Origin of the sequence: Pseudomonas abietaniphila, from assembly GCF_039697315.1 — a bacterium.
Taxonomy (GTDB): Bacteria; Pseudomonadota; Gammaproteobacteria; order Pseudomonadales; family Pseudomonadaceae; genus Aquipseudomonas; species Aquipseudomonas abietaniphila_B.
The window spans coordinates 1,957,780-1,981,357 of sequence record NZ_CP155619.1; the positions used below are offsets into that span (position 1 = coordinate 1,957,780).

A 23,578-nucleotide genomic window follows, 5' to 3' on the forward strand; every position below is an offset into this window, starting at 1 on the left:
TGCAACTCTTGCTCGATGCCAACTGCCATCAAATCATGATCAGGTGCGGTATTCCGCGTTGATCTTCACGTATTCGTGGGACAGGTCGGTGGTCCAGATCGTCTCGCTGCAATCACCGCGACCCAGCTCGATACGGATGGTGATTTCTTCTTCAGCCATCACCGCCGAGCCCTGTGCTTCGGTGTACGTCGACGCGCGCGCGCCTTTGCTGGCGATGCAGACGCCGCTGAGGTACACGTCGATCTTGCTCACGTCGAGGTCCGGCACACCGGCGCGGCCTACAGCCGCCAGAATACGACCCCAGTTCGGATCGGAGGCGAACAGCGCAGTCTTGATCAACGGCGAGTGAGCGACGGTGTAGCCGACATCCAGGCATTCCTGATGGTTGCCGCCGCCGTTGACTTCGACGGTCACGAACTTGGTCGCACCTTCGCCGTCACGCACGATGGCCTGCGCCACATCCATGCACACCTCGAACACGGCTTTCTTCAAAGCCTCGAACAGCGGGCCGCGGGCTTCGGTCACTTCCGGCAGGTTGGCCTGGCCGGTGGCGATCAGCATGCAGCAATCGTTGGTCGAGGTGTCGCCGTCAATGGTGATGCGGTTGAACGACTTGTTCGCGCCATCACGAATCAGGTCCTGCAGCACGCTCTGGGACACCTTGGCGTCAGTGGCGATGTAACCCAGCATGGTCGCCATGTTGGGGCGAATCATGCCGGCGCCTTTGCTGATGCCGGTGACAGTGACGGTCACGCCATCGATCTGGAACTGACGGCTCGCGCCTTTTGGCAGGGTGTCGGTGGTCATGATGCCGGTGGCCGCAGCCGCCCAGTTATCCACAGACAGGTCATCGAGCGCGGCTTGCAGTGCGCCTTCGATCTTTTCCACAGGCAGCGGCTCACCGATCACGCCCGTGGAGAACGGCAGCACAGCGCTGGCCTCGACGCCCGTGATCTCGGCCAGCTTGGCCGTGGTGCGCTCTGCAGCGACCAGACCCGGTTCACCGGTGCCTGCGTTCGCGTTGCCAGTGTTGGTCAGCAGGTAACGCACGGTACCTTGCACGCGCTGTTTGGAAAGAATCACCGGTGCCGCGCAGAACGCGTTCAGGGTGAAAACGCCCGCGACGCTGGAGCCTTCGGCGCAGCGCATGACGACCACATCCTTGCGCCCAGGACGCTTGATGCCGGCAGAGGCGATACCCAGTTCAAAACCCGGAACCGGGTGCAGAGTCGGCAGAGGACCAAGACCAACAGCCATGAAGTGCGCTCCTTGAGAGATGTCACGCCGCGCGGGGCAACCGGCACGGCTCGATCAATTGAAAAACGCCGCGACGGCAAAGCCGGTCGCGGCGCGGTGTAACGGTTCAGATGCAGCGGGCCAGTGTGTCCGGCTTAGTTGATCTGACCGTGACAGTGTTTGAATTTCTTGCCCGAACCACACCAGCACAGTTCGTTGCGGCCCAGCTTCTGATCGTTACGGACTGGAGACAGGGCAGCCGCCGCGACGGCAACATCATCGCCCTCCTCGGCCAGCACGTCCGGATGATCCAGACCCGGTGCTTCCGCGTGCTGGAACTGCATGCGCTGAGCCAGCTCTTCGGCTTCGCGACGCAGACGCGCCTCTTCTTCCGCCGGATCTTCGCGACGAACCTGTACGTGTGACAGCACACGGATGGTGTCGCGCTTGATCGAATCCAGCAGTTCCTGGAACAGGGTGAAGGACTCGCGCTTGTATTCCTGCTTCGGGTTCTTCTGAGCGTAGCCGCGCAGGTGAATACCGTGACGCAGGTGGTCCATGGTCGACAGGTGGTCTTTCCACAGATCGTCCAGAACGCGCAGCAGAATCTGCTTTTCGAAGGTGCGCAGGGCTTCGGCGCTGGCCTGGTCTTCTTTCTCGTTGTAAGCCGCCATGATGGCTTCCAACAGTTTTGGACGCAGGTTTTCTTCGTGCAGGTGATCGTCTTCGTCCAGCCACTGCTGAATCGGCAGCTTCACGCCGAAATCGCTGTTCAGGGCTGCTTCCAGACCTGCCACGTCCCACTGCTCTGGCAGCGACTGTGGAGGAATGTGCGCACTGATGGTGGCGTCGAGGACTTCTTCGCGGAACTCGGCAATGGTGTCACCAATGTTGGTCGCAGCCAGCAGGCTGTTACGCATGTGGTAGATCACTTTACGCTGTTCGTTGGAAACGTCGTCGAACTCGAGCAGTTGCTTACGAATGTCGAAGTTACGGCCTTCAACCTTGCGCTGCGCCTTCTCGATGGCGTTGGTCACCATACGGTGCTCGATCGCCTCGCCGGACTGCATGCCCAGCGCTTTCATAAAGTTCTTCACCCGGTCAGAGGCAAAGATGCGCATCAGGCTGTCTTCCAGCGACAGGTAGAAACGGCTGGAACCGGTGTCGCCCTGACGACCGGCGCGACCGCGCAGCTGGTTGTCGATACGGCGCGATTCGTGACGCTCGGACGCGATCACGTGCAGGCCGCCCGCCTCGATCACCTGCTGATGGCGTTTCTGCCAGTCGGCCTTGATCTGAGCGATCTGCTCTGGCGTTGGATCTTCCAGGCTGGCCACTTCGACTTCCCAGTTACCGCCCAGCAGGATGTCAGTACCACGACCGGCCATGTTGGTGGCGATGGTCAGCGCACCCGGACGACCGGCTTGCGCGATGATCTCGGCTTCTTTTTCGTGGAATTTGGCGTTCAGAACCTTGTGGTCGATGCCTTCCTTGCGCAGCAGATTGGACATGTGCTCGGAAGTTTCGATAGTCGCAGTACCCACCAGCACCGGACGTTGCTCGGCCAGGCAGGCCTTGATGTCGGTGATGATTGCCGCGTATTTCTCTTCGGCGGTCAGGTACACCAGGTCGTTGAAGTCTTTGCGCGCCAACGGCTTGTTCGGCGGAATGACCATCACGGCCAGTGCGTAGATCTGGTGGAATTCGAACGCTTCGGTGTCTGCAGTACCGGTCATGCCGGACAGCTTGTTGTACAGACGGAAGTAGTTCTGGAACGTGGTCGAAGCCAGGGTCTGGCTCTCGGCCTGAATGTTCAGGTGCTCTTTGGCTTCGATCGCCTGGTGCAGACCTTCCGACAGACGACGACCCGGCATGGTACGGCCGGTGTGTTCGTCGACCAGAAGGATCTGGCCGTCCTGAACGATGTACTCGACGTTGCGATGGAACAGCTTGTGCGCACGCAGACCGGCGTAGACGTGGGTCAGCAGGCCCAGGTTATGCGCGGAGTACAGGCTCTCGCCTTCGGCCAGCAGGCCGACTTCGGTGAGCATTTCTTCGATGAACTGGTGACCGGACTCGTTCAGCTCCACCTGACGCGATTTCTCGTCAATGGTGAAGTGCCCTTGCTTGGTGACCACGCCTTCCACTTCCTCGATGTGCTGCTTGAGTTTAGGGATCAGCTTGTTGATTTCGGTGTAGAGCTTGGAGCTGTCTTCGGCCTGGCCGGAGATGATCAGCGGCGTACGGGCTTCGTCGATGAGGATCGAGTCCACTTCGTCGATCACCGCGAAATTCAGCTCGCGCTGGAATTTGTCTTCCAGGCTGAACGCCATGTTGTCGCGCAGGTAGTCGAAACCAAATTCGTTGTTGGTGCCGTAGGTAATGTCCGAGCCATACGCAGCGCGCTTCTCTTCTGGCGGCTGGAATGGCGTGACAACACCGACGGTCAGGCCGAGGAATTCGTACAGTGGACGCATCCAGTTGGCATCACGACGGGCCAGGTAGTCGTTCACGGTGACCACGTGCACGCCTTTGCCGGACAGTGCGTTGAGGTACACCGCCAGGGTCGCTACCAGGGTTTTACCTTCACCGGTACGCATCTCGGCGATCATGCCTTCGTGCAGCGTCATGCCGCCGATCAGCTGAACGTCGAAGTGACGCATCCCCATGATGCGCTTGCCCGCTTCACGGCAGACCGCGAACGCTTCGGGCAGGAGCTGATCGAGGGTCTCACCTTTGGCTATGCGGGCCTTGAACTCTTCGGTTTTGGCACGCAGTTGCTCGTCCGAAAGGGCCACCATTTGCTCTTCGAAGCTGTTGACGACCTGAACCGTCTTGAGCATGCGCTTCACTTCGCGCTCGTTTTTGCTTCCGAAAAGTTTTTTTAACAAAGGTGCAAACATATCGACAGGATCTTCCACACATAGGGATGGAGGGCGGCCCCGTGAGTCGCCCGTGCAGCCCTCATGGCCGCATGCGAACGAGCATTCTACCCGGAAATGGTGGTGAGGAAAGTGGCGTTATTCCACGATGCTGGCACAGCAATGTTACGGGGCAGAAGTACAATAGGGGCATTTCTTGGGACTTCAACCCGTAGCGGGCAGAAGTTTTATTAATGTTTTTTCATGAACCGGCGATTGGCACGGGTGAAACTTCAAGGCTTGCCGGGCCGATGGGAGCTTTCTGATACTATCTTGCGCTTGTAAGAAAAGGTATCTCTCGTGGCATTTCGTCCTTTACCGGCTCGCTCACCGGCTGTTCTTTTGCGCGAAGCCAGGCCGCTTAAAGCCATTTTCAATCATGCCCAGCGACTGGCGCATTTACAGCGTCTGCTGGAAAGCCAGCTGCAACCCGCAGCGCGCGAGCACTGCCATGTGGCCTCGTGGCGTGAGGGTACTCTTTTGTTGATTGTCACCGACGGGCATTGGGCGACGCGTTTGCGGTATCAGCAGAAGCGGTTGCAGCGGCAGTTGGTGGCGTTCAAAGAGTTCGCGAATCTCACGCGATTGCAACTGAAGGTACAGCCTGCGACGGTGCATCGGGGTGCCGTTGGTCATTCAAGGGATTTGTCGACCGCGGCGGCGGAGTCGATCAGTTCGACGGCTGAGGGGATCAGTGATCCTAAGTTGCGTGCGGCGCTGGAGCGGTTGGCGGCGCATGGGAAGCCTAAGGAATCGTGACGGACACGCTCGGCTTTGGGTGCATATCCGTTATCTCGGGTGGTGCTGATATTGGTTCCGCTCTTACAGCGGGTCACTTTTTCCAAGAGCCGAAATGTCGGACCACGAAAAAGTAACCAAAAAGGCCCTGCTCCTGGCTTGGCCCTCCTGCGTCGGGTACCCGCATTCCGACGACGCTCCGTGGGCCCGCGCCGAACGGGCATCCATGCCCTGACGGCGCTCTCGCGGCATCCATGCCGCTCGACCCACTGCGCGTCGTCTGCGTTTGGCCTGCACCCAAGTCGCGATTTGTGGTGGCTGGACTGTCGCGGACAAGATCAACGCTGGCTGGAGCTAACGCTCATCGCCTTCTTAGTTCATGCATCTGCCTGCCGCATACCACCCTGTAGGAGCGCGCTTGCCCGCGATCTGCCGGGAACCGGCAGCAAAACCGGTGCATGCCGTGTGTCAGGTACAACCGAACGCTCATCGCTTTCTTAATTGTTGCATCAATCCTCTGCGCTGCATTCCTGACTGTAGGAGCGTGGCTTGTCCCACGATCTGCCGGGAACCGGCAGCAAAACCGGTGGATGCGGTGTGTCAGGTACAACCGAACGCTCATCGCTTTCTTGATTGTTGCATCAATCCTCTGCGCTGCATTCTTGACTGTAGGAGCGTGGCTTGTCCCGCGATCTGCCGGGGACCGGCAGCAAAACCAGTGCATGCGGTGTGTCAGGTACAACCGAGTTGCCTGGTTTTGCTACCGCTGCGCGGCAGATCGCGGGCAAGCGCGCTCCTACACGAACTGCGTCAGCCTGATATTTCTGTGTGATCGTTTGTGATCGTTCCCACGCTCTGCGTGGGGATGCATGGCAAGACGCTCTGCGTCCAACTCGACGCGGAGCGTCAATCGATGCGTTACCACGCGGAGCGTGGGAACGATCAAGCGCGCTCCTACAGGGACTGCGTCAGCCTGATATTCCAGCTTCCGCCTCTGCTGTTGATTTTGCTCTTCTACATCAATATTCCAAACGCCACAAAACGCGACTTGGGTGCGGGTCCACGGAGCGTCGTCGGGGTGCGGGTACCCGACGCAGGAGGGCCAAACCGGGAGCCTGAACCCTTGGCTGCCTCTTGAAACAAAGAGAGGGGTTATCAAGTAACTCGCCAAAGGCGAAACAGGTCTGACGTTAGCCAGATCCCCTCTAAGAGCCATCGCCGAAAACAGATAGTTCACACCCTCTCAACGCAAAAAAGCAGACCCCATAAAAAAGGCCACCCGAAGGTGGCCTTAAATATGAAACGAGAAGAAGAGACGTTTTTACACCGCCGCAACAGGGCGCATGTATGAGATCGGTGCGGTACTGGCATCTTCGAAGGTCACGACTTCATAAGCATCACTTTGTGCAATCAAAGCACGCAGCAGACGATTGTTCAGACCGTGTCCCGACTTAAAGCCCTGATACTCGCCGATCAGGCTGTTGCCCAACAGATACAGGTCACCAATTGCATCCAGGATCTTGTGCTTGACGAATTCGTCCTCGTAACGCAGGCCGTCTTCGTTCAGCACACCGTCCTTGTCCACGACGATTGCGTTTTCAACGCTGCCGCCCAGAGCAAGGTTGTGCTTGCGCAGATACTCGATGTCTTTCATGAAACCGAAAGTACGTGCACGGCTCACTTCTTTTACGAAGGAGGTGCTGGAAAAGTCGACACATGCGGTTTGCGTGCGATTCTTCAGGTACGGGTGGTCGAAATCTATTTCGAAGCCCACCTTGAAACCTTCGAACGGCACGAACTTCGCAAACTTGCCGTCTTCTTCAACGCAGACTTCTTTCAGAATCCGGATGAATTTCTTCGGTGCGTCCTGTTCTTCCAGGCCAGCCGATTGAATCAGGAATACGAAGGGACCTGCGCTGCCGTCCATGATTGGAACTTCGGAGGCAGAGAGTTCAACGTAGGCGTTATCGATGCCAAGGCCAGCCATGGCCGACAGCAAGTGTTCAACCGTATCGACCTTCACATCGCCATTGAACAGCGTTGTGGAAAGCGTGGTGTCGCCAACATTCAACGCGTGCGCGTTGATCTGGACGACCGGCTCGAGGTCGGTACGGAAAAACACAATGCCAGCGTTCACAGGTGCAGGTTTGAGGGTCAGGTAAACCTTTTCCCCCGAGTGCAGGCCGATACCTGTGGCACGGATAATATTCTTCAGGGTGCGTTGTTTAATCATGGCATTGGCCGCTTCAGCGCATATCGCGAATTAGTATCAACAAAGGCTGGCGATGATAGCAGACCTCGCCTTTGCTGAACACCAATCACCCTTATACCCCTGATAGAACTCATCAATCAGCCTGACGACGCAGGAAAGCTGGAATGTCCAGGTAATCCAGATCGTCTTGCGGATTCATTTTCGCCGCAGCTGTCGCGCCTGCGTGAGCCTGATTGCGCATCACGGTAGGACGGTCCAGATCGCGGTAGTTCACCGAAGGCTGTTCCTGACGGACGGCTTGCTGCTGCACAGGTGCGGCTTGAGCGGTCTGCATGGTGTTGTCGATGACCTTCACAGGCTTCTCGATTTTTGCGCCCAGGCCGGTGGCAACCACGGTTACGTGCAGCTCGTCGCGCATGTCCGGATCGATAACGGTACCGACCTTGACCATGGCGTGCTCGGAGGCGAACGCTTCGATGATGCTACCCACGTCCGAGTACTCACCCAGAGACAGGTCAGGACCGGCAGTGATGTTGACCAGAATGCCGCGAGCACCCTGCAGGTTCACGTCTTCGAGCAGCGGGTTGCGAATCGCAGCTTCAGTGGCTTCACGCGCACGGTTAGGACCGCTTGCAGCACCGGTACCCATCATCGCCATGCCCATTTCGGACATCACGGTACGCACGTCGGCGAAGTCGACGTTGATCATGCCTGGACGCTTGATGATGTCGGAGATACCGCGAACGGCACCGGCCAGTACATCGTCAGCCTTGGCGAAAGCCGACAGCAGGCTGGCGTCTTTGCCCAGGATGGTCAGCAGTTTCTCGTTGGGAATGGTGATCAACGAGTCGACGCTTTCCGACAGCGCGCGGATGCCTTCATCGGCGATCTGCATGCGCTTGCGACCTTCGAACGGGAACGGACGGGTGACCACCGCAACGGTCAGAATGCCCATTTCCTTGGCCACTTCGGCGATGATCGGCGCAGCACCGGTACCGGTACCGCCACCCATGCCGGTGGTGATGAAGACCATGTTGGTGCCCTGCAGCACTTCCGCAATGCGCTCACGATCTTCCAGCGCAGCCTGACGGCCCACTTCAGGGTTGGCACCCGCGCCAAGACCTTTGGTCACGCCTGTGCCCAATTGCAGGATGGTACGCGCACCGATGTTTTTCAGTGCTTGAGCATCGGTGTTGGCGCAGATGAACTCGACACCTTCAATGTTGCTCTTGACCATGTGATTGACTGCGTTGCCGCCGCCACCACCAACGCCGATAACTTTAATTACCGGGCTTTGTGGGATGTTGTCTACGAGCTCGAACATGTTCCCTCTCCTTCAGTTCTCTAGTTTTATGTCGCCTGTTGCCTGCCTACCACTTTTTGAATCTTAGAAATTCCCCTGAACCCAGCGCTTGAGACGCTCAAACACTGGTGCTTTAGGTTCATCGCTATAACTGCTACCGGAGCCGGAAAGGCCGGACAGCGAGATGCCGTCAGACTGCTTTTGCAGTCCGTACAGCAACAGGCCGACGCCGGTGGAGTAGATCGGGTTGCGAACGACGTCCGCGAGCCCTTTGACACTGTGCGGAACGCCCAGGCGGACCGGCATGTGGAAGATTTCTTCCGCCAGTTCCACTGCGCCTTCCATTTTCGACGTACCACCGGTCAGCACGATGCCGGCCGGGATCAGGTCTTCGTAGCCGCTGCGACGCAGTTCGGCCTGGATCAGGGTGAACAGCTCGTCGTAACGAGGCTCGACCACTTCAGCCAGCGCCTGACGCGACAGCTCGCGAGGTGGACGGTCGCCCACGCTCGGTACTTTGATGGTTTCACCGGCACCGGCCAGCTTGGCCAGGGCGCAGGCGTAACGGATCTTGATTTCTTCGGCGTACTGGGTCGGTGTGCGCAACGCCATGGCGATGTCGTTGGTCACCTGATCGCCGGCAATCGGGATCACGGCCGTGTGGCGGATCGCGCCTTCGGTAAAGATCGCGATGTCGGTGGTGCCGCCGCCGATGTCCACCAGGCAGACGCCCAGCTCTTTTTCGTCATCGGTCAGGACCGAATACGCCGACGCCAGTTGTTCAAGAATGATGTCGTCAACTTCCAGGCCGCAGCGACGCACGCATTTCTCGATATTCTGAGCCGCATTCACGGCGCAGGTCACGACGTGGACCTTGGCTTCCAGACGCACGCCCGACATGCCCAGCGGCTCACGAACGCCTTCCTGGTTATCGATGACGTAATCCTGCGGCAGGGTGTGCAGCACGCGCTGGTCAGCCGGAATCGCCACGGCCTGAGCGGCGTCGAGTACACGCTCAAGGTCAGCGGAGCTCACTTCGCGGTCACGGATCGCCACGATGCCGTGGGAGTTCAGGCTACGAATGTGATTACCGGCGACACCGACGAACGCCGAGTGAATGCGGCAGCCTGCCATCAGCTGCGCCTCTTCCACCGCGCGCTGGATCGACTGCACGGTGGACTCGATGTTCACCACCACGCCCTTCTTCAGGCCGCGTGAAGGGTGGGTGCCGATACCGACGATTTCCAGCGTGCCATCAGCCGCGACTTCGCCTACCAGCGCCACCACCTTGGAGGTGCCGATATCCAATCCGACGATCATTTTGCCGCTTTGCACGTTTGCCATGGGTCCTGCCTCTTATCAATTCTTCGCGACGGCGGGTTTGTCCGTCGTTGGCGCTGACGCCTGCTCACGCCAACCGACGGCAAGGCCGTTGTTGTAACGCAGGTCGACTCGCGCAATGTTCGTGATCTGTTCTTTAAGCGTTTTTTCGTAGATGGCGATAAAGCGGCGCATCTTCTCAACCAGATTGCCTCGTCCCAGCAACAGCTCCAGGCCGGGGCCCGCGCTGCCTGCGCCGGTGGTCAGAAACCAGCTGCCTCGCTCACGCAATTCCAGGCGAGCGATGGAGAACCCCAGCGGGCGCAACATCTGACTCAGCACCTGGTATTGCTGCATCACCTGCTGTTGAGCCCGTTGAGGCCCGAACAACTGCGGAAGGTGTTCGTAGTTGGCCAGTTCACGCGGTGTGAACGCCTGACCCTGGTTGTTCAGCAGCGCTTGGTCACCCCAACGCGCAACCGGTAATTGTTCTTCCAGTCGGATCACCACCTGATCCGGCCAGACACGGCGGACCTCGGCGTGGGCGATCCACGGCATCTGCTCAAGCTCGGTGCGCATGCCGGCCAGGTCGACGTTGAAGAAGCTCGTCGCCACATACGGCGCAATGCGCTGCTGAACGGCCTGCTGGCTGATGTAGCTCAGGTCGCCCTGAACGTTGATCCGCGAGATCGGACGGTCGGCGTATGGCAGCAGACGCTGGGCGGCTTCGTACGTGCCGAAGCCCAGCACGACCAGCAACACAGGCCACATCAGGCTGCGCAGGAAACCGAAACTCGGCTTGGGCATACGCGACGACAGTGGCTCGCGAGCCACCATCCGGCTGGCGCCGCGAGGCACCGGCTTGCGGCCCGGAGTAGATTGCTGATGACGTAGCGTCGCGCCGTGCATGATTTACCCTCGCACCTGGACACTGTCGGCCAGAATCGCCAACACCAACTGTTTGAAATCGAGCCCGGCGGCTTTCGCGGCCATGGGCACCAGACTGTGATCGGTCATGCCGGGCACGGTGTTGACTTCCAGCAGCCAGAACTTGCCATCGGCATCCTGCATCACATCCGTGCGTGCCCAACCGGCGATACCAACGGCTTCACAAGCGCGAGCCGTCAGTGCCTTGAGTTCCTGTTCTTTGGTTGCATCGAGGCCGCACGGGATCCGGTACTGAGTATCGGAAGCCAGGTACTTGGCGTCGTAATCGTAAAAACTGTGGGGAGTCCCCAGACCGATGGGCGGCAATACCTGCCCGCGCAGAGAAGCGATGGTGAACTCCGGACCTTGAATCCATTGTTCGACCAACACTTGCGAATCGTAGGTACTGGCGGCACTCCATGCGGCGATCAATTCGTCGACGCTGGTCACCTTCGCCATACCGATACTGGAACCTTCATGTGCGGGTTTGACGATCAAAGGAAAGCCCAGTTCCGTCGCTGCCGAAATACAATCCGATTCACTGCCAAGCACCGCGTGACGCGGAGTTGGCAGACCCAAACTCTGCCAGACCTGCTTGGTGCGCAGCTTGTCCATTGCCAATGCCGAAGCCAGCACGCCGCTGCCGGTGTACGGGATGTTCAAGCATTCCAGCAGACCCTGCATGGTGCCGTCTTCGCCGCCACGGCCATGCAGCACGATGAACGCGCGATCTATCTTCTCGCTGACCAACCGCTGCAGGAAATCGTCACCCACGTCGATACCAAATGCATCGACGCCAGCGCTCAGCAGTGCCTCAAGCACCGCACGGCCGGATTTCAGGGAAACCTCCCGCTCCGCACTCTTGCCACCGAAGAGCACGGCCACTCGACCGAAGCTTTTCGGCTCCAGGGTCGAGATCAGGGAGATTTGCGCGGCGGCTGTCATTTCAGCTTACCTTCGGTTGAGGCCACGATGGCGCCCGTGAACAACGGGCTCTTGAGCAGCTGCGGTGCGAGACCGCCGATATCACCCGCGCCCTGACACAGTAGAATGTCGCCGGCACGCAGCAACGGCTTGACCAGCGGAGCAAGCTCGACACCACGCTCGATGTAGATCGGGTCGAGCTGCCCACGCTGACGAATGCTGTGTGCCAACTGACGGCTGTCGGCACCCGGAATCGGCTCTTCGCCCGCCGGATAGACTTCCATCAACAGCAGGACATTGGCGTCGTTGAGCACCTGCACGAAATCGTCGTACAGGTCGCGGGTACGGCTGTAGCGGTGTGGCTGATAGACCATGACCAGACGACGATCCGGCCACCCGCCACGCACGGCGTTGATGACCGCGGCGACTTCACGCGGGTGGTGACCGTAGTCGTCGACCAGCATGACGTTACCGCCTTCGACCGGCAGCTCGCCGTATACCTGGAAGCGACGGCCCACGCCCTGGAAGCCCGACAGGCCTTGCACGATCGCTTCGTCAGTGATGCCTTCGTCGGTCGCGATGGCGATCGTGGCCAGCGAGTTGAGCACGTTGTGATTGCCCGGCATGTTCACCGACACGTCCAGCGGCTCGCGCTCGCGGCGCAGCACGGTGAAATGCGTGCGCATGCCGTCCTGACGCACGTTGATGGCACGCACGTCCGCGTCTTCGTTGAAGCCATAGGTCATGACCGGACGCTTGACCGACGGCAGAATGTCGCGCACCACCGGATCGTCGGTGCACACCACCGCCAGACCGTAGAACGGCAGGTTGTGCAGGAATTCGACGAAGGTTTTCTTCAGTTTGTTGAAGTCGCCTTCGTAGGTCGCCATGTGATCGGCGTCGATGTTGGTGACGACGGCGACCATTGGCTGAAGGTGCAGGAAACTGGCGTCGCTTTCGTCGGCTTCAGCGATCAGGTAACGGCTGGTGCCGAGCTGAGCGTTGGTACCGGCAGCGTTCAAGCGACCGCCAATCACAAACGTCGGGTCCAGGCCACCGGCCGCGAACACCGAAGCGATCAGGCTGGTGGTGGTGGTCTTGCCGTGCGTACCGGCGACAGCGATGCCGTGGCGATAGCGCATCAGCTCGGCGAGCATCTCGGCACGAGGCACCACCGGAATCCGACGCTCGAGGGCAGTCGCGACTTCCGGGTTGGAGGTGTTCACAGCGCTGGACACCACGAGCACATCGGCAGTCGAGGCGTTTTCCGCGCGGTGGCCGATGAAAATCTGGGCACCAAACGATTCGAGACGCTCGGTCACAGGCGATGCCTTGAGGTCGGAACCGGACACGTCATAGCCCAGGTTCAACAACACTTCGGCGATGCCGCACATGCCCACACCGCCGATGCCGACGAAATGGATACGACGGATCCGACGCATTTCCGGTTGTGGCATGGCGCGTTGATTCTCAACCATGGACCACCTCCAGGCAGACATCGACGACAGTGTTGGTGGCGTCCGGCTTGGCCAGTTGGCGAGCCGTGCTGGCCATGCGTTTCAATTGTTCGGGTTGCATCAAAACCTCTTTCAGGCGAGCCGCCATCTCGGCAGCGCCAGTTGTCGCTTGCGGCATCACGAAGGCGGCGCCTTCACGAGCCAGATATTCGGCATTGCGCGACTGGTGATCGTCGATCGCGTGGGGCAACGGCACCAGCAACGACGGCAAGCCTGCAGCTGCCAGTTCACTGATGGTCAGCGCACCTGCGCGGCACACCACCAGATCCGCCCAGCAATAGGCTTGAGCCATGTCCTTGATGAACGGGGCGACCTGCGCCTCGACACCGGCCGCGCGATAACGCTCGGTGGTGACTTCATCGTGATTCTTGCCTGCCTGATGGAACACCTCGGGGCGTATGTCCACAGGCACTTGCGCCAGCGCTTCTGGCAGCAGCTTGTTCAGCGGCTCTGCGCCAAGGCTTCCGCCCAGCACCAGCAAACGCGGTTTGCGTCCGACCAGGGCCTGGCGCGGCGTTTCGAAAAACAGCTCGGCACGGACCGGATTACCGGTGGTGCGGCGCTTTGCCGACGCGGCAAACGTCTGTGGAAATGCCTCGCACACGCGGCTGGCGAACGATGCCAGGCTGCGGTTGGCCGTACCGGCGACGGCGTTCTGCTCATGGATGATCAACGGCACACCCGCCATTTTGGCGGCGAGACCACCCGGGCCGGTGACATAACCCCCAAACCCGACCACACACACCGGCTTCAGCTCACGCATGACTCGGCGCGCCTGAAAAAGCGACTTGAGCAACATGAACGGCGCCTTGAGCAGGGACAGACGGCCCTTGCCACGCAGCCCCGTAGCGTTGATCAAATGCAGCTTGAGGCCGGCCGCAGGAACCAGTTCGTTCTCGATGCCGCGCGGCGTGCCCAGCCAGTGCACGGTGTAGCCACGGGCCTGGAATTCCCGCGCGCAGGCCAGCGCCGGGAACACGTGTCCGCCGGTGCCGCCCGCCATGATCAGCACATTACCGACGGCCATGGGTGGGCTCCTCGGCAAAATCGCTTTCACTGAATTCAGCTTCTTCGCTGCCCATGTTGTTGCGCGATTCCCATTCGATGCGCAGCAGCAGACCCAGACTGGCGCAGCAGATGATCAACGAGCTGCCGCCGTAACTAAGGAACGGCAAGGTCAGGCCTTTGGTCGGCAGCAGACCGACGTTCACGCCGATGTTGATCAAGAACTGACCGATCCACAGGAACGCGAGGCCATAGGCGGTGTAAGCGGCGAAGAACTGCTTGGCGCGCTCGGCCCACATGCCGATGTACATCGCACGGATACTCACGAAGACGAACAGTGCGACGGTAGCCAGCGAGCCGACCACGCCCAGCTCTTCGGCCAATACCGAGAACACGAAGTCGGTGTGCGCTTCCGGCAGGTAGAACTGTTTCTGCACGCTGTTGCCCAGACCGACGCCGAACCATTCGCCGCGACCGAACGCGATCAGGGCCTGAGTCAACTGGTAGCCCGAGCCGAACTGGTCGGACCATGGGTCGGTAAAGGTGATCAGACGTGCCATCCGGTAAGGCTGAGCCTGAACCAGTACGAACACGGCGGCGACGGCGAGTGCAACCATCAGGGCAAAACGGAACAGGCCGACGCCACCGAGGAACAGCATCGCAGCGGCAGCGCCCATCATCACGACGGTGGCACCGAAGTCAGGCTCCATCAGCAGCAACCCGGCCATGGGCAACAGCACGATGAATGGCTTGAAGAAGCCCATCCAGCTCTCGCGCACTTCCTGCTGACGGCGAATCAGATAGCCCGCCAGGAAAATCACCACGAAAACCTTGGCAATCTCCGAGGGCTGAACGTTGAACATGCCGAAGCCGATCCAGCGCATCGAGCCGTTCACCTCACGCCCGATCCCGGGCACGATCACCATGACCAGCAGACCGAAGGCGCCAATCAGCATCAACCAGCCCAAGCGTTGCCAGGTGGCGACAGGCACCATCATGGTCGCCACGCACGCACCGAGCCCCAGCACCAGATAGATCAGGTGGCGGGTCATCATGTACAGCGCGTTGCCGGACTGCACGGCAGCCACTTCCGACGACGCGGACGTGATCATCACAAGGCCCAGGCCGAGCAATGCCAGGCAGCCGGCGAGCATCGGGAAATCGACGTCTACACCACGACCGCTGATGATCGGTGACGGGTAAGGCTTGATCACGCCAAAAATCATGACAAGTCCCCCACGGCCTGGGCGAACAGGCGTCCGCGCTCTTCGAAATTCTTGAACATATCCAGGCTTGCGCAGGCTGGGGACAGCAACACGGCGTCCCCTTCCTGAGCCGATTCGGCAGCACGTTGCACAGCTTCTTCCAATGTTTTGACGCGTATCAAAGGCACCGAATCGCCGAAGGTTTCAGCGAGCAGTTCAGCGTCGCGCCCCAAGAGGACAACGGCGCGGCAGTGGGTGGCGACCGGGGTTTTGAGCGCAGAAAAATCGGCGCCCTTGCCATCACCACCGGCGATCAGCACCAGCTTGCCGCTGATGTCCGTACCCAGGCCCTCGATGGCCGCCAGTGCGGCACCGACGTTGGTCGCCTTGGAGTCGTCGTAATAGCTGACGCGGTTGAGCTCGCGAACCCACTGGCAGCGATGCACCAGGCCTGCGAACGTGCGCAGGCTGGACAGCATCGCGTCGAACGGCAAACCGACGGCATGGCCGAGCGCCAATGCAGCCAGGGCGTTGGCCTGGTTGTGGGCGCCACGGATTTTCAATTCACGGACCGGCATAAGGTGTTCGAACTGGAAGGCCAGGTACTTCTCGCCGTTCTCTTCTCGCAGACCAAAGCCGTTGATGTCAGGTGTGTTCAGACCAAAGGTCCAGCAAGGCACCCCTTCCCCGATCAATGGTCGCGACAGGGCGTCCTGACGGTTGACCACGACCTGACGCGCACCCCGGAAGATCCGGTGCTTGGCAAGGTGGTAAGCCGGCAGCCCGCTGTAGCGGTCCATGTGGTCTTCGCTGACGTTGAGCACGGTGGCGACTTCAGCGCCGAGATGATCGGTAGTTTCCAGCTGGAAACTCGACAGTTCCATCACGTACAGCTCGACGTCGTCACTGAGCAGGTCCAGCGCGGGCGTCCCGAGATTCCCGCCGACAGCCACACGCTTACCGGCTGCTGCGGCCATCTCACCGACCAGCGTGGTCACGGTGCTTTTCGCGTTGGAGCCGCTGATGGCGACGATAGGCGCCTTCGCGTTACGCGCGAACAACTCGATGTCGCCCGAAAGCTTCACGCCACGGGCGGCGGCCTGCTGCAATGCCGGTGTCGCCAGCGCCAGACCCGGACTCACGTACAGTTCGTCAGCGCGGCAGAGAAACTCGACGTCCAGCTCGCCACAACGCACTTCCACCTGCGGATAGTCACGACGCAGGGTCGCCAGCTCAGGTGGATTCTCACGGGTGTCCGCCACCGCAAACGCCACGCCCCGGTTCGCCAGGAAGCGAACCAGGGACATGCCGCTCTTGCCGAGACCGACAACGATGCGGAAGTGAGAAGAAGCGATCAGCGACACTCTGTTCTACCTCAGTTTCAACGTGGCAAGGCCGATCAGCACGAGAATCACGGTGATGATCCAGAAACGGACGATCACGCGAGGCTCGGGCCAGCCTTTGAGTTCAAAGTGGTGGTGGATCGGCGCCATGCGGAAAACGCGGCGGCCGGTCAATTTAAAGGATGCGACCTGAATGACGACTGACAGGGTTTCCATCACGAACACGCCGCCCATGATGAACAGAACGATTTCCTGACGAACGATTACCGCGATGGTGCCCAGCGCTGCGCCCAGCGCCAGCGCGCCAACGTCACCCATGAACACTTGGGCCGGATACGTGTTGAACCAGAGAAAGCCCAGGCCCGCACCGATCAACGCGCCGCAGAACACAATCAATTCGCCTGCGCCGGGAACGTAAGGAATCAGCAGGTATTCGGCGAATTTCACGTTGCCGGACAGGTAGCAGAAAATACCCAGCGCACCGCCGACCATCACCGTCGGCAGGATCGCCAGGCCGTCCAGGCCATCGGTCAGGTTCACAGCGTTGCTGGAGCCGACGATCACGAAGTAAGTCAGGACGACGAAACCGATGCCCAACGGAATGCTGAAATCCTTGAGCATCGGGATCAGCAGCGTGGTTTCCACCGGGGTTTGCGCAGTCATATAAAGGAAGATCGCAGCGCCCAGGCCAAATACCGACTGCCAGAAATATTTCCAGCGGCTTGGCAGGCCTTTCGAGTTCTTCTCGATCACCTTGCGGTAGTCGTCCACCCAGCCGATGCCGCCAAACAACAGGGTCACGATGAGTACGACCCATACATAACGGTTGCTCAGGTCAGCCCACAACAGGGTACTGACGCCGATGGCGGACAGAATCAGTGCGCCGCCCATCGTCGGGGTGCCGGATTTGGACAGGTGCGATTGAGGACCGTCGTTACGGACGGATTGGCCGATCTGCTTGTTCTGCAGGGCACGGATCATCCAGGGACCGAGGCAGAGCGACAATGACAGTGCGGTGAGCACGCCAAGGATCCCGCGCAGGGTCAGGTACTGGAAGACCGCGAAGCCTTTGTAGAACTGTTGCAGATACTCGGCCAGCAGCAGCAGCATTAATGTTTCTCCGCCTTCAAGGGGTAAGTCTCAGATCCGCAAAGCGCTGCCACGACGTTTTCCATCGCGGCACTGCGAGAACCTTTGATCAAAAGGGTTGTGTTTTTATCTTGCTCGGCGCGCAGCGCCTCGATCAGGTCGGCCTGATTGGCAAAATGGCGCGCATCCTGCCCGAAAGCTTTGACGGCATGGGCCATCAGTGGACCAACGGCGTACAGGGCATCGACCTTGCCGGCGGCGTACTCGCCCACGTCGCGGTGGCCCTGCTCGGCCCAGTCGCCCAGCTCGCCGATATCGCCCAGCACCAGCACGGTTCGGCCCGAGAACCCGGCGAGAATATCGGTGGCCGCCGCAACGGAACTCGGGTTGGCATTGTAGGTGTCATCGATCACGCGAATGCCGTTGGTCGCCAGTTGCGCAACGGTGCGCCCTTTGACCGGCTGAACGTCGTTGAGCCCGGTCACGATGCCCGGCAGCGACACGTCCAGCGCGTAAGCGGCTGCCGCAGCGGCCAGCGCATTGGCAACGTTGTGCGCGCCGAGCAGATTCAATTGAACCTGCGCCGAACCGCTTGGGCCGTTCAGTGTGAACGTCGGGCAGCCGCGTGCATCAATGCCCAGGTCCGTGGCGTAGAAGTCGGCCTGACCGTTGCTGCGAGAAAAACTCAACACTTTACGGCCAGCAGCGCGGGCCACCCAGATGTCGAATGCCTTGTCGTCGCGATTCAACACCGCGACGCCACGGGCATCGAGACCTTCGATGATTTCGCCTTTGGCTTCGACGATTTTCTCTGGCCCGCCGAACTCACCGACGTGCGCAGTCCCGGCATTGGTGAGCACCACGACGTGAGGTTTGGTCAGGCTGACGGTGAAGGCGATTTCGCCTATACGCGAGGCGCCCAACTCGATGACCGCCGCGTCAACCGCGGGCGACAGTTCGAGCAGGGTCAGGGGGACACCCAGTTCGTTGTTCAGGTTGCCTCGGGTTGCCAACACCGGACCCCGCGTACGCAGAATGCTCGCGAGCATTTCCTTGACCGTGGTTTTCCCGCTGGAACCCGTGATCGCAGCCACCGGCTTGTCTATGAAAGCATTGCGGTTCATCGCGCCCAATTGGGCAAGCGCCTTGCGCGTGTCGCCCACGATCAGTTGTGGCAACGAACTGCCTGGAATCTCACGCTCGACCAACGCCCCTACCGCACCTTTCGCGGCGACCTGATCGAGGTAATCGTGGCCGTCGAAACGCGGGCCGGTGAGCGCCACGAACAACTGACCCGGATTGATTGCCCGGCTGTCGATGCTGACGCCGGTAAAGCTGCAATCATCGCCAACCCGACGCGCGTCGAGTGGCAGCAACAGTTCGCTGAACGAAAGTGGCTTAAGCATGTGCAGCCTCCCATGCGTCCAGTGCCTTGGCGGCTTCTTCAAGATCGGAAAACGGATGGCGCTGGCCATCGATTTCCTGGTAATCCTCGTGTCCCTTGCCAGCCAGCACGATCACGTCGGCGGCTTGAGCCTGGGCAATGATCTGCGCGATGGCCTGACCACGGCCGGCGACGAAATCAACGTTATCCACTGCGCTGAAGCCCGCACGGATGTCGTCGAAGATGCGCGCCGGGTCTTCTGTTCTCGGGTTGTCGTCGGTCACCAGGACCTTGTCGGCCAGACGCTCGACCACTTCGGCCATCAGCGGACGTTTGCCGCGATCGCGATCGCCACCGCAACCGAACAGACAGGCCAACTGGCCTTTGGCATGCGGACGCAAAGCCGCGAGCACTTTTTCCAGCGCATCCGGCGTGTGGGCGTAATCAACGACCACCAGTGGACGCGATCCGCCGCCAAGACGCTGCATGCGCCCAACCGGGCCTTCCAGGCTCGGCAGCACTTTGAGAATGTCGTCCAGCGGGTAATCGAGGCCCATCAACGCACCGACCGCAGCCAGCACGTTACTCAGATTGAAGCGACCCAGCAGACTGCTGCGCAGGACGTGATCGCCTTGGGGCGTCACAAGCGTGGCGCGCACGCCGTCATCATCGAAATGCGCGTCGCGGCAGAACAGATAAGCGCTGCTGTCTTCCTGGCTGTAGGTGATCAAGCGCGAGGCATGGGCGGCGGCAGCGAGTTCGCGACCGAACGCATCGTCGAGGTTGATCACGCGGCAACGCAGGTCATTCCAGGCAAATAGCTTGGCTTTGGCGGCGCCATAGGCTTCCATCGTGCCGTGGTAATCCAGATGATCACGGGACAGGTTGGTCATGACGGCGACATCGAATGCCAACGCCGTCACACGGCCCTGATCCAGACCGTGCGACGAGACTTCCATGGCGATGGCTTTGGCACCCGCCTTTTTCAGGTCGTAGATCGTGGACTGCACCGAAATCGGGTCGGGCGTGGTGTGGATACCACTCTTCAACTCGCTATAAAAGCCAGTCCCCAAGGTGCCGATCAGGCCGCAATGCTGACCCAGTTTGTCCAGTGCCTGCGCAATCAGTTGAGTGACGCTGGTCTTGCCATTGGTGCCGGTCACGCCGACCAGGTTCATGCCACGACTCGGGTCGCCGTAGAAACGGCCGGCGATGTCCGACAGCTGTGCAGCCAGCCCTTTGACCGGAATCATCGGGATATCGGTGATCGGAAGCACCTTGGCGCCTTCGACTTCATAGGCGACAGCGGTGGCGCCATGAGCGATGGCGTCGGTGATGTGATCGCGCCCATCGACCTTCAGACCCGGAATCGCCAGGAAGAGATCGCCCGGACGCACCTTGCGGCTGTCCAGCGTCAGTTCGCGAATCAACAGGTCACGATCGCTCTGGGAGAAAATCTTGCTCAGGTTAAAGGACATCAGCCGCGCCCTCCCTTGACTGGAACGACGGCCGGAGCGGCATTGGCTTGCTGCTCAGGCGGGATCGGCGCGAGGTTGTCCGGCCGCACGTTCATGAGGCGCAAGGTGCCAGACATCACTTTGCTGAAGACCGGCGCGGACACCAGACCACCGAAGTAGCCGCCTTTGCTCGGTTCGTCGATCACCACCACAACGGCGTAACGTGGGTTACTCATCGGGCCGAAGCCTGCGAACAGCGAGCGGTAGGAGTTTTCGGCATAACCCTTGGTGCCGACGGAGGTCTTACGCGCGGTACCCGATTTGCCAGCAACGTGATAGGACGGCACACGCGCACGATAAACGCCACGCGGGTCTTCGATCACCTGTTGCAGCATGCCTTGCAGGGTTTTCGCCGTCGCTTCCGGGATCGCCTGGGTCGACTCCGAAGGTTTGTCGGTTTTCAGGATGGTCAGCGGGACGATCTTGCCGTTGTTGGCGAGCGCCGAGTAAGCGTGCACCAGTTGCAATGCCGTGACCGAAAGACCGTAGCCGTACGACAGGGTCGCGGTTTCTGCCTTGCGCCATTCACGGTAGTTCGGCAGGTTGCCCACGCGCTCGCCCGGGAAGCCCAGGCCGGTATACTGGCCAAGGCCGACTCGCTGCATGGCACGGAAAATCGCTTCGCCGCCCACGTCGAACGCGACTTTACTCATGCCGACGTTGCTGGAGTTGATCAGGATGCCGGTCAGATCGAGGATCGGGCCTTCGGTCTTGGTCACGTCACGGATGGTGTATTTACCGATCTGCAGCGTGCCCGGATAGACCTCGACCTTGTCGCTGGGCTTCCAGCGGCCACTGTCGAGCGCAGCCGTCATCGAGATCGGTTTCATGGTCGAACCCGGTTCGAACACGTCGATGATCGCGCGGTTCCGCATGGCGGCCGGCACCATGGTGCGGCGGTTGTTCGGGTTGTAGGTCGGCTGGTTGACCATCGCCAGCACTTCGCCGGTCTTCACGTCCATGATGACCAAGCTGCCAGCCTTCGCATCGTTTTCCTGAATCGCGTTACGCAGTTCGCGGGTCGCCAGATATTGCAGGCGCAGATCAATAGACAAAGCCAAGGTCTTCCCGGCCTTGGCGTTTTTCTTCACTTGCAGGTCTTTGATCAACCTGCCGCGCCGATCCTTGATCACTTGCCGTTTCCCCGGCACTCCCGCAAGCCAGTCGTCATAAGCGAGCTCGACACCTTCGCGACCGTGGTCGTCGAGGTCGGTGAATCCCACCATGTGCGCGGTGACATCACCGGCCGGATAGAAGCGACGGAATTCTTCCTTGCCATAAACGCCCGGCACTTTCAGATCGAGCACAGACTGGCCCTGCTCCGGCGTCAGACCGCGGACCAGGTAGATGAACTCTTTGGTGGACTGTTCATTCAGGCGATCAGTCAACGCTTTCGGGTCCTGCCCCAACACCTGAGCCAGCAAGCCCCACTTGCTCTTGTCGGCCTGCATTTCGGACGGGTTGGCCCAGATAGTGGTTACCGGCGTGCTCACGGCCAACGGCTCGCCGTTACGGTCGGTGATCAGACCCCGGTGAGCCGGAATGGAAACGGTACGCAGGCTGCGTGCGTCGCCCTGTTCAATAAGGAAACGATGATCGATGACCTGCAGGTCGACGATGCGATAGGAAATCGCCAACACCATGATCGACAACAGCCCGACCACAACGCGGAACCGCCAAGGGTAGAGTGCCCCTTCGAGTTTCATCATGGCGAAACCATCCGGATGTCGGCGGCGTTCGGGATGCGCATTTTCAGCTGATCGGTCGCCAAGGCTTCGATACGGCTGTGTGCGGTCCAGGTGCTTTGCTCAAGAATCAACCGTCCCCACTCGGCTTGCGCCTTGTCGCGAACGCTGAGCTCGGCGTACAGCGAGTTGAGCAACTGACGATTCCAGTGAGCACTGTAGGAAACGGCGATTGCCGACACGAGGACGGCAATGTACAGCAGCATCATAAAGAAGCTGCCGCCCGGCAATGGCTTGAAGAAACCGCGGCTCACCTGAGTTTCTCCGCAACACGCATGACAGCACTGCGCGAACGTGGATTGGCGCGGGTTTCATCATCGGATGCAAATTGTGCCTTGCCGATGATTTTGATCCGTGGCTCGAATGCTTGATGGCGGATGGGCAGGTTGCGCGGCATGTTGTCCGCCTCGCCCTTGACCAGCTTGCGCATGAACAGTTTGACGATGCGGTCTTCCAGCGAATGGAAGCTGATGACCACCAGACGTCCGCCCACCTCAAGGTTCTCCAGTGCGGCATCGAGGCCCGCTTCCAGATCGCCCAATTCATTATTGACGTGAATACGCAGGCCCTGGAATGCACGGGTCGCTGGATTCTTGCCTTTCTCCCAGGCCGGGTTGGCGACTTTCAGCACTTCAGCGAGGTCGGCGGTGCGTTCGAAAGGATGTGTTTCGCGACGGGCGACCACGGCACCGGCCATGCGCCGTGCGAAACGCTCTTCGCCGTATTCCTTGAAAACACGCGCGATTTCTTCGGCGGGTGCCGTATTGACGAACTCCGCTGCACTGATCCCGCGAGACGGGTCCATGCGCATGTCCAGCGGACCATCGTTCATGAAGCTGAAGCCGCGCTCGGGATCGTCCAGCTGTGGCGAAGAAACGCCAAGGTCCAGCAGGACGCCGCTGACTTTCCCTGCCAGGCCGCGTTCCAGAGCTTCCGAGCCAAGTTCGGCAAAGCTGCGCTGCACAATGACAAAGCGGCCGTCTTCGGCCGCCAGCGCTTGCCCTGTGGCAATCGCTTGAGGATCTTTATCGAACCCGAGGAGCCGGCCATCCGGCCCCAGGCTCTGCAAGATGAGGCGACTGTGCCCGCCTCGCCCGAATGTGCCATCCAGATAGCAGCCATCGGCACGCACCGCGAGAGCCTCGACGGCTTCTTCGAGCAGTACGGTGATGTGGGTAAAGCCGCTATTCAT

The 23,578-nt window shown here is 60.1% G+C and carries 18 protein-coding genes; 1 reads left to right on the top strand and 17 read right to left on the bottom strand.

Annotated features, from left to right (window positions below; translation table 11 throughout):
- Window positions 1-39 precede the first annotated feature (39 nt).
- Both argJ and secA read right to left on the bottom strand, forming a co-directional pair.
- Complete coding sequence (argJ, locus tag ABDX87_RS08620; RefSeq protein ID WP_346832501.1) at window positions 40-1,257, bottom strand: bifunctional glutamate N-acetyltransferase/amino-acid acetyltransferase ArgJ; 1,218 nt, start codon at window positions 1,255-1,257, stop codon at window positions 40-42.
- A 134-nt stretch (window positions 1,258-1,391) separates the two neighbouring features.
- Window positions 1,392-4,139 carry a preprotein translocase subunit SecA gene (gene secA / locus ABDX87_RS08625; RefSeq protein ID WP_346832502.1) on the bottom strand — a complete coding sequence of 916 codons (2,748 nt, stop codon included), beginning with the start codon at window positions 4,137-4,139 and terminating at the stop codon, window positions 1,392-1,394.
- Window positions 4,140-4,457: 318 nt separating this feature from the next.
- Between secA and ABDX87_RS08630 the strand changes: the two genes are divergently transcribed.
- A complete protein-coding gene (locus tag ABDX87_RS08630) occupies window positions 4,458-4,916 on the top strand; it encodes a DUF721 domain-containing protein (protein ID WP_346832503.1) in 459 nt (152 codons plus the stop codon).
- A 1,300-nt stretch (window positions 4,917-6,216) separates the two neighbouring features.
- Here the strand turns inward: ABDX87_RS08630 and lpxC are convergent.
- The 15 genes from lpxC to rsmH all read right to left on the bottom strand — a co-directional run bounded on the left by lpxC (window position 6,217) and on the right by rsmH (window position 23,578).
- Complete coding sequence (lpxC, locus tag ABDX87_RS08635) at window positions 6,217-7,128, bottom strand: UDP-3-O-acyl-N-acetylglucosamine deacetylase (protein ID WP_062384183.1); 912 nt, start codon at window positions 7,126-7,128, stop codon at window positions 6,217-6,219.
- 112 nt (window positions 7,129-7,240) lie between these two features.
- On the bottom strand, window positions 7,241-8,431 hold the full coding sequence (gene ftsZ, locus ABDX87_RS08640) for a cell division protein FtsZ (protein WP_062384185.1): 1,191 nt from the start codon (window positions 8,429-8,431) through the stop codon (window positions 7,241-7,243).
- 63 nt (window positions 8,432-8,494) lie between these two features.
- Complete coding sequence (gene ftsA / locus ABDX87_RS08645) at window positions 8,495-9,754, bottom strand: cell division protein FtsA (RefSeq protein ID WP_074753939.1); 1,260 nt, start codon at window positions 9,752-9,754, stop codon at window positions 8,495-8,497.
- Window positions 9,755-9,769: 15 nt separating this feature from the next.
- Window positions 9,770-10,639 carry a cell division protein FtsQ/DivIB gene (locus ABDX87_RS08650; protein WP_074753937.1) on the bottom strand — a complete coding sequence of 290 codons (870 nt, stop codon included), beginning with the start codon at window positions 10,637-10,639 and terminating at the stop codon, window positions 9,770-9,772.
- 3 nt (window positions 10,640-10,642) lie between these two features.
- Complete coding sequence (locus tag ABDX87_RS08655; protein ID WP_346832504.1) at window positions 10,643-11,602, bottom strand: D-alanine--D-alanine ligase; 960 nt, start codon at window positions 11,600-11,602, stop codon at window positions 10,643-10,645.
- On the bottom strand, window positions 11,599-13,059 hold the full coding sequence (gene murC, locus ABDX87_RS08660) for a UDP-N-acetylmuramate--L-alanine ligase (RefSeq protein ID WP_346832505.1): 1,461 nt from the start codon (window positions 13,057-13,059) through the stop codon (window positions 11,599-11,601). Before murC ends, ABDX87_RS08655 begins: the two co-directional genes overlap by 4 nt.
- Window positions 13,052-14,125: an undecaprenyldiphospho-muramoylpentapeptide beta-N-acetylglucosaminyltransferase gene (murG, locus tag ABDX87_RS08665; protein ID WP_346832506.1), complete on the bottom strand. Its 1,074-nt coding sequence runs from the start codon at window positions 14,123-14,125 to the stop codon at window positions 13,052-13,054. The genes murC and murG overlap by 8 nt, the downstream gene beginning before the upstream one ends.
- On the bottom strand, window positions 14,112-15,329 hold the full coding sequence (gene ftsW / locus ABDX87_RS08670) for a putative lipid II flippase FtsW (protein ID WP_431061219.1): 1,218 nt from the start codon (window positions 15,327-15,329) through the stop codon (window positions 14,112-14,114). The genes murG and ftsW overlap by 14 nt, the downstream gene beginning before the upstream one ends.
- On the bottom strand, window positions 15,326-16,672 hold the full coding sequence (gene murD / locus ABDX87_RS08675; RefSeq protein ID WP_346832507.1) for a UDP-N-acetylmuramoyl-L-alanine--D-glutamate ligase: 1,347 nt from the start codon (window positions 16,670-16,672) through the stop codon (window positions 15,326-15,328). The genes ftsW and murD overlap by 4 nt, the downstream gene beginning before the upstream one ends.
- Before the next feature lie 6 nt (window positions 16,673-16,678).
- The gene (gene mraY / locus ABDX87_RS08680; protein WP_346832508.1) at window positions 16,679-17,761 is read right to left on the bottom strand and encodes a phospho-N-acetylmuramoyl-pentapeptide-transferase; all 1,083 of its coding nucleotides are present in this window, start codon (window positions 17,759-17,761) and stop codon (window positions 16,679-16,681) included.
- The gene (locus tag ABDX87_RS08685; RefSeq protein WP_346832509.1) at window positions 17,761-19,146 is read right to left on the bottom strand and encodes a UDP-N-acetylmuramoyl-tripeptide--D-alanyl-D-alanine ligase; all 1,386 of its coding nucleotides are present in this window, start codon (window positions 19,144-19,146) and stop codon (window positions 17,761-17,763) included. Before ABDX87_RS08685 ends, mraY begins: the two co-directional genes overlap by 1 nt.
- Complete coding sequence (locus ABDX87_RS08690) at window positions 19,139-20,602, bottom strand: UDP-N-acetylmuramoyl-L-alanyl-D-glutamate--2,6-diaminopimelate ligase (RefSeq protein WP_346832510.1); 1,464 nt, start codon at window positions 20,600-20,602, stop codon at window positions 19,139-19,141. Before ABDX87_RS08690 ends, ABDX87_RS08685 begins: the two co-directional genes overlap by 8 nt.
- Window positions 20,602-22,350, bottom strand: a complete 1,749-nt coding sequence (locus tag ABDX87_RS08695) for a peptidoglycan D,D-transpeptidase FtsI family protein (protein ID WP_346832512.1) — start codon at window positions 22,348-22,350, stop codon at window positions 20,602-20,604. The genes ABDX87_RS08690 and ABDX87_RS08695 overlap by 1 nt, the downstream gene beginning before the upstream one ends.
- Complete coding sequence (ftsL, locus tag ABDX87_RS08700) at window positions 22,347-22,640, bottom strand: cell division protein FtsL (RefSeq protein ID WP_346832514.1); 294 nt, start codon at window positions 22,638-22,640, stop codon at window positions 22,347-22,349. The genes ABDX87_RS08695 and ftsL overlap by 4 nt, the downstream gene beginning before the upstream one ends.
- Window positions 22,637-23,578, bottom strand: a complete 942-nt coding sequence (gene rsmH, locus ABDX87_RS08705) for a 16S rRNA (cytosine(1402)-N(4))-methyltransferase RsmH (protein ID WP_346833470.1) — start codon at window positions 23,576-23,578, stop codon at window positions 22,637-22,639. Before rsmH ends, ftsL begins: the two co-directional genes overlap by 4 nt.

Excerpts from the sequence above, each read along its gene's own strand:
- argJ (WP_346832501.1), bottom strand. The coding sequence starts at position 1,257 with ATGGCTGTTGGTCTTGGTCCTCTGCCGACTCTGCACCCGGTTCCGGGT.
- secA (WP_346832502.1), bottom strand. The coding sequence starts at position 4,139 with ATGTTTGCACCTTTGTTAAAAAAACTTTTCGGAAGCAAAAACGAGCGC.
- lpxC (WP_062384183.1), bottom strand. The coding sequence starts at position 7,128 with ATGATTAAACAACGCACCCTGAAGAATATTATCCGTGCCACAGGTATC.
- ftsZ (WP_062384185.1), bottom strand. The coding sequence starts at position 8,431 with ATGTTCGAGCTCGTAGACAACATCCCACAAAGCCCGGTAATTAAAGTT.
- ftsA (WP_074753939.1), bottom strand. The coding sequence starts at position 9,754 with ATGGCAAACGTGCAAAGCGGCAAAATGATCGTCGGATTGGATATCGGC.
- ABDX87_RS08650 (WP_074753937.1), bottom strand. The coding sequence starts at position 10,639 with ATGCACGGCGCGACGCTACGTCATCAGCAATCTACTCCGGGCCGCAAG.
- ABDX87_RS08655 (WP_346832504.1), bottom strand. The coding sequence starts at position 11,602 with ATGACAGCCGCCGCGCAAATCTCCCTGATCTCGACCCTGGAGCCGAAA.
- murC (WP_346832505.1), bottom strand. The coding sequence starts at position 13,059 with ATGGTTGAGAATCAACGCGCCATGCCACAACCGGAAATGCGTCGGATC.
- murG (WP_346832506.1), bottom strand. The coding sequence starts at position 14,125 with ATGGCCGTCGGTAATGTGCTGATCATGGCGGGCGGCACCGGCGGACAC.
- ftsW (WP_431061219.1), bottom strand. The coding sequence starts at position 15,329 with ATGATTTTTGGCGTGATCAAGCCTTACCCGTCACCGATCATCAGCGGT.
- mraY (WP_346832508.1), bottom strand. The coding sequence starts at position 17,761 with ATGCTGCTGCTGCTGGCCGAGTATCTGCAACAGTTCTACAAAGGCTTC.
- ABDX87_RS08685 (WP_346832509.1), bottom strand. The coding sequence starts at position 19,146 with ATGCTTAAGCCACTTTCGTTCAGCGAACTGTTGCTGCCACTCGACGCG.
- ABDX87_RS08690 (WP_346832510.1), bottom strand. The coding sequence starts at position 20,602 with ATGTCCTTTAACCTGAGCAAGATTTTCTCCCAGAGCGATCGTGACCTG.
- ABDX87_RS08695 (WP_346832512.1), bottom strand. The coding sequence starts at position 22,350 with ATGATGAAACTCGAAGGGGCACTCTACCCTTGGCGGTTCCGCGTTGTG.
- rsmH (WP_346833470.1), bottom strand. The coding sequence starts at position 23,578 with ATGAATAGCGGCTTTACCCACATCACCGTACTGCTCGAAGAAGCCGTC.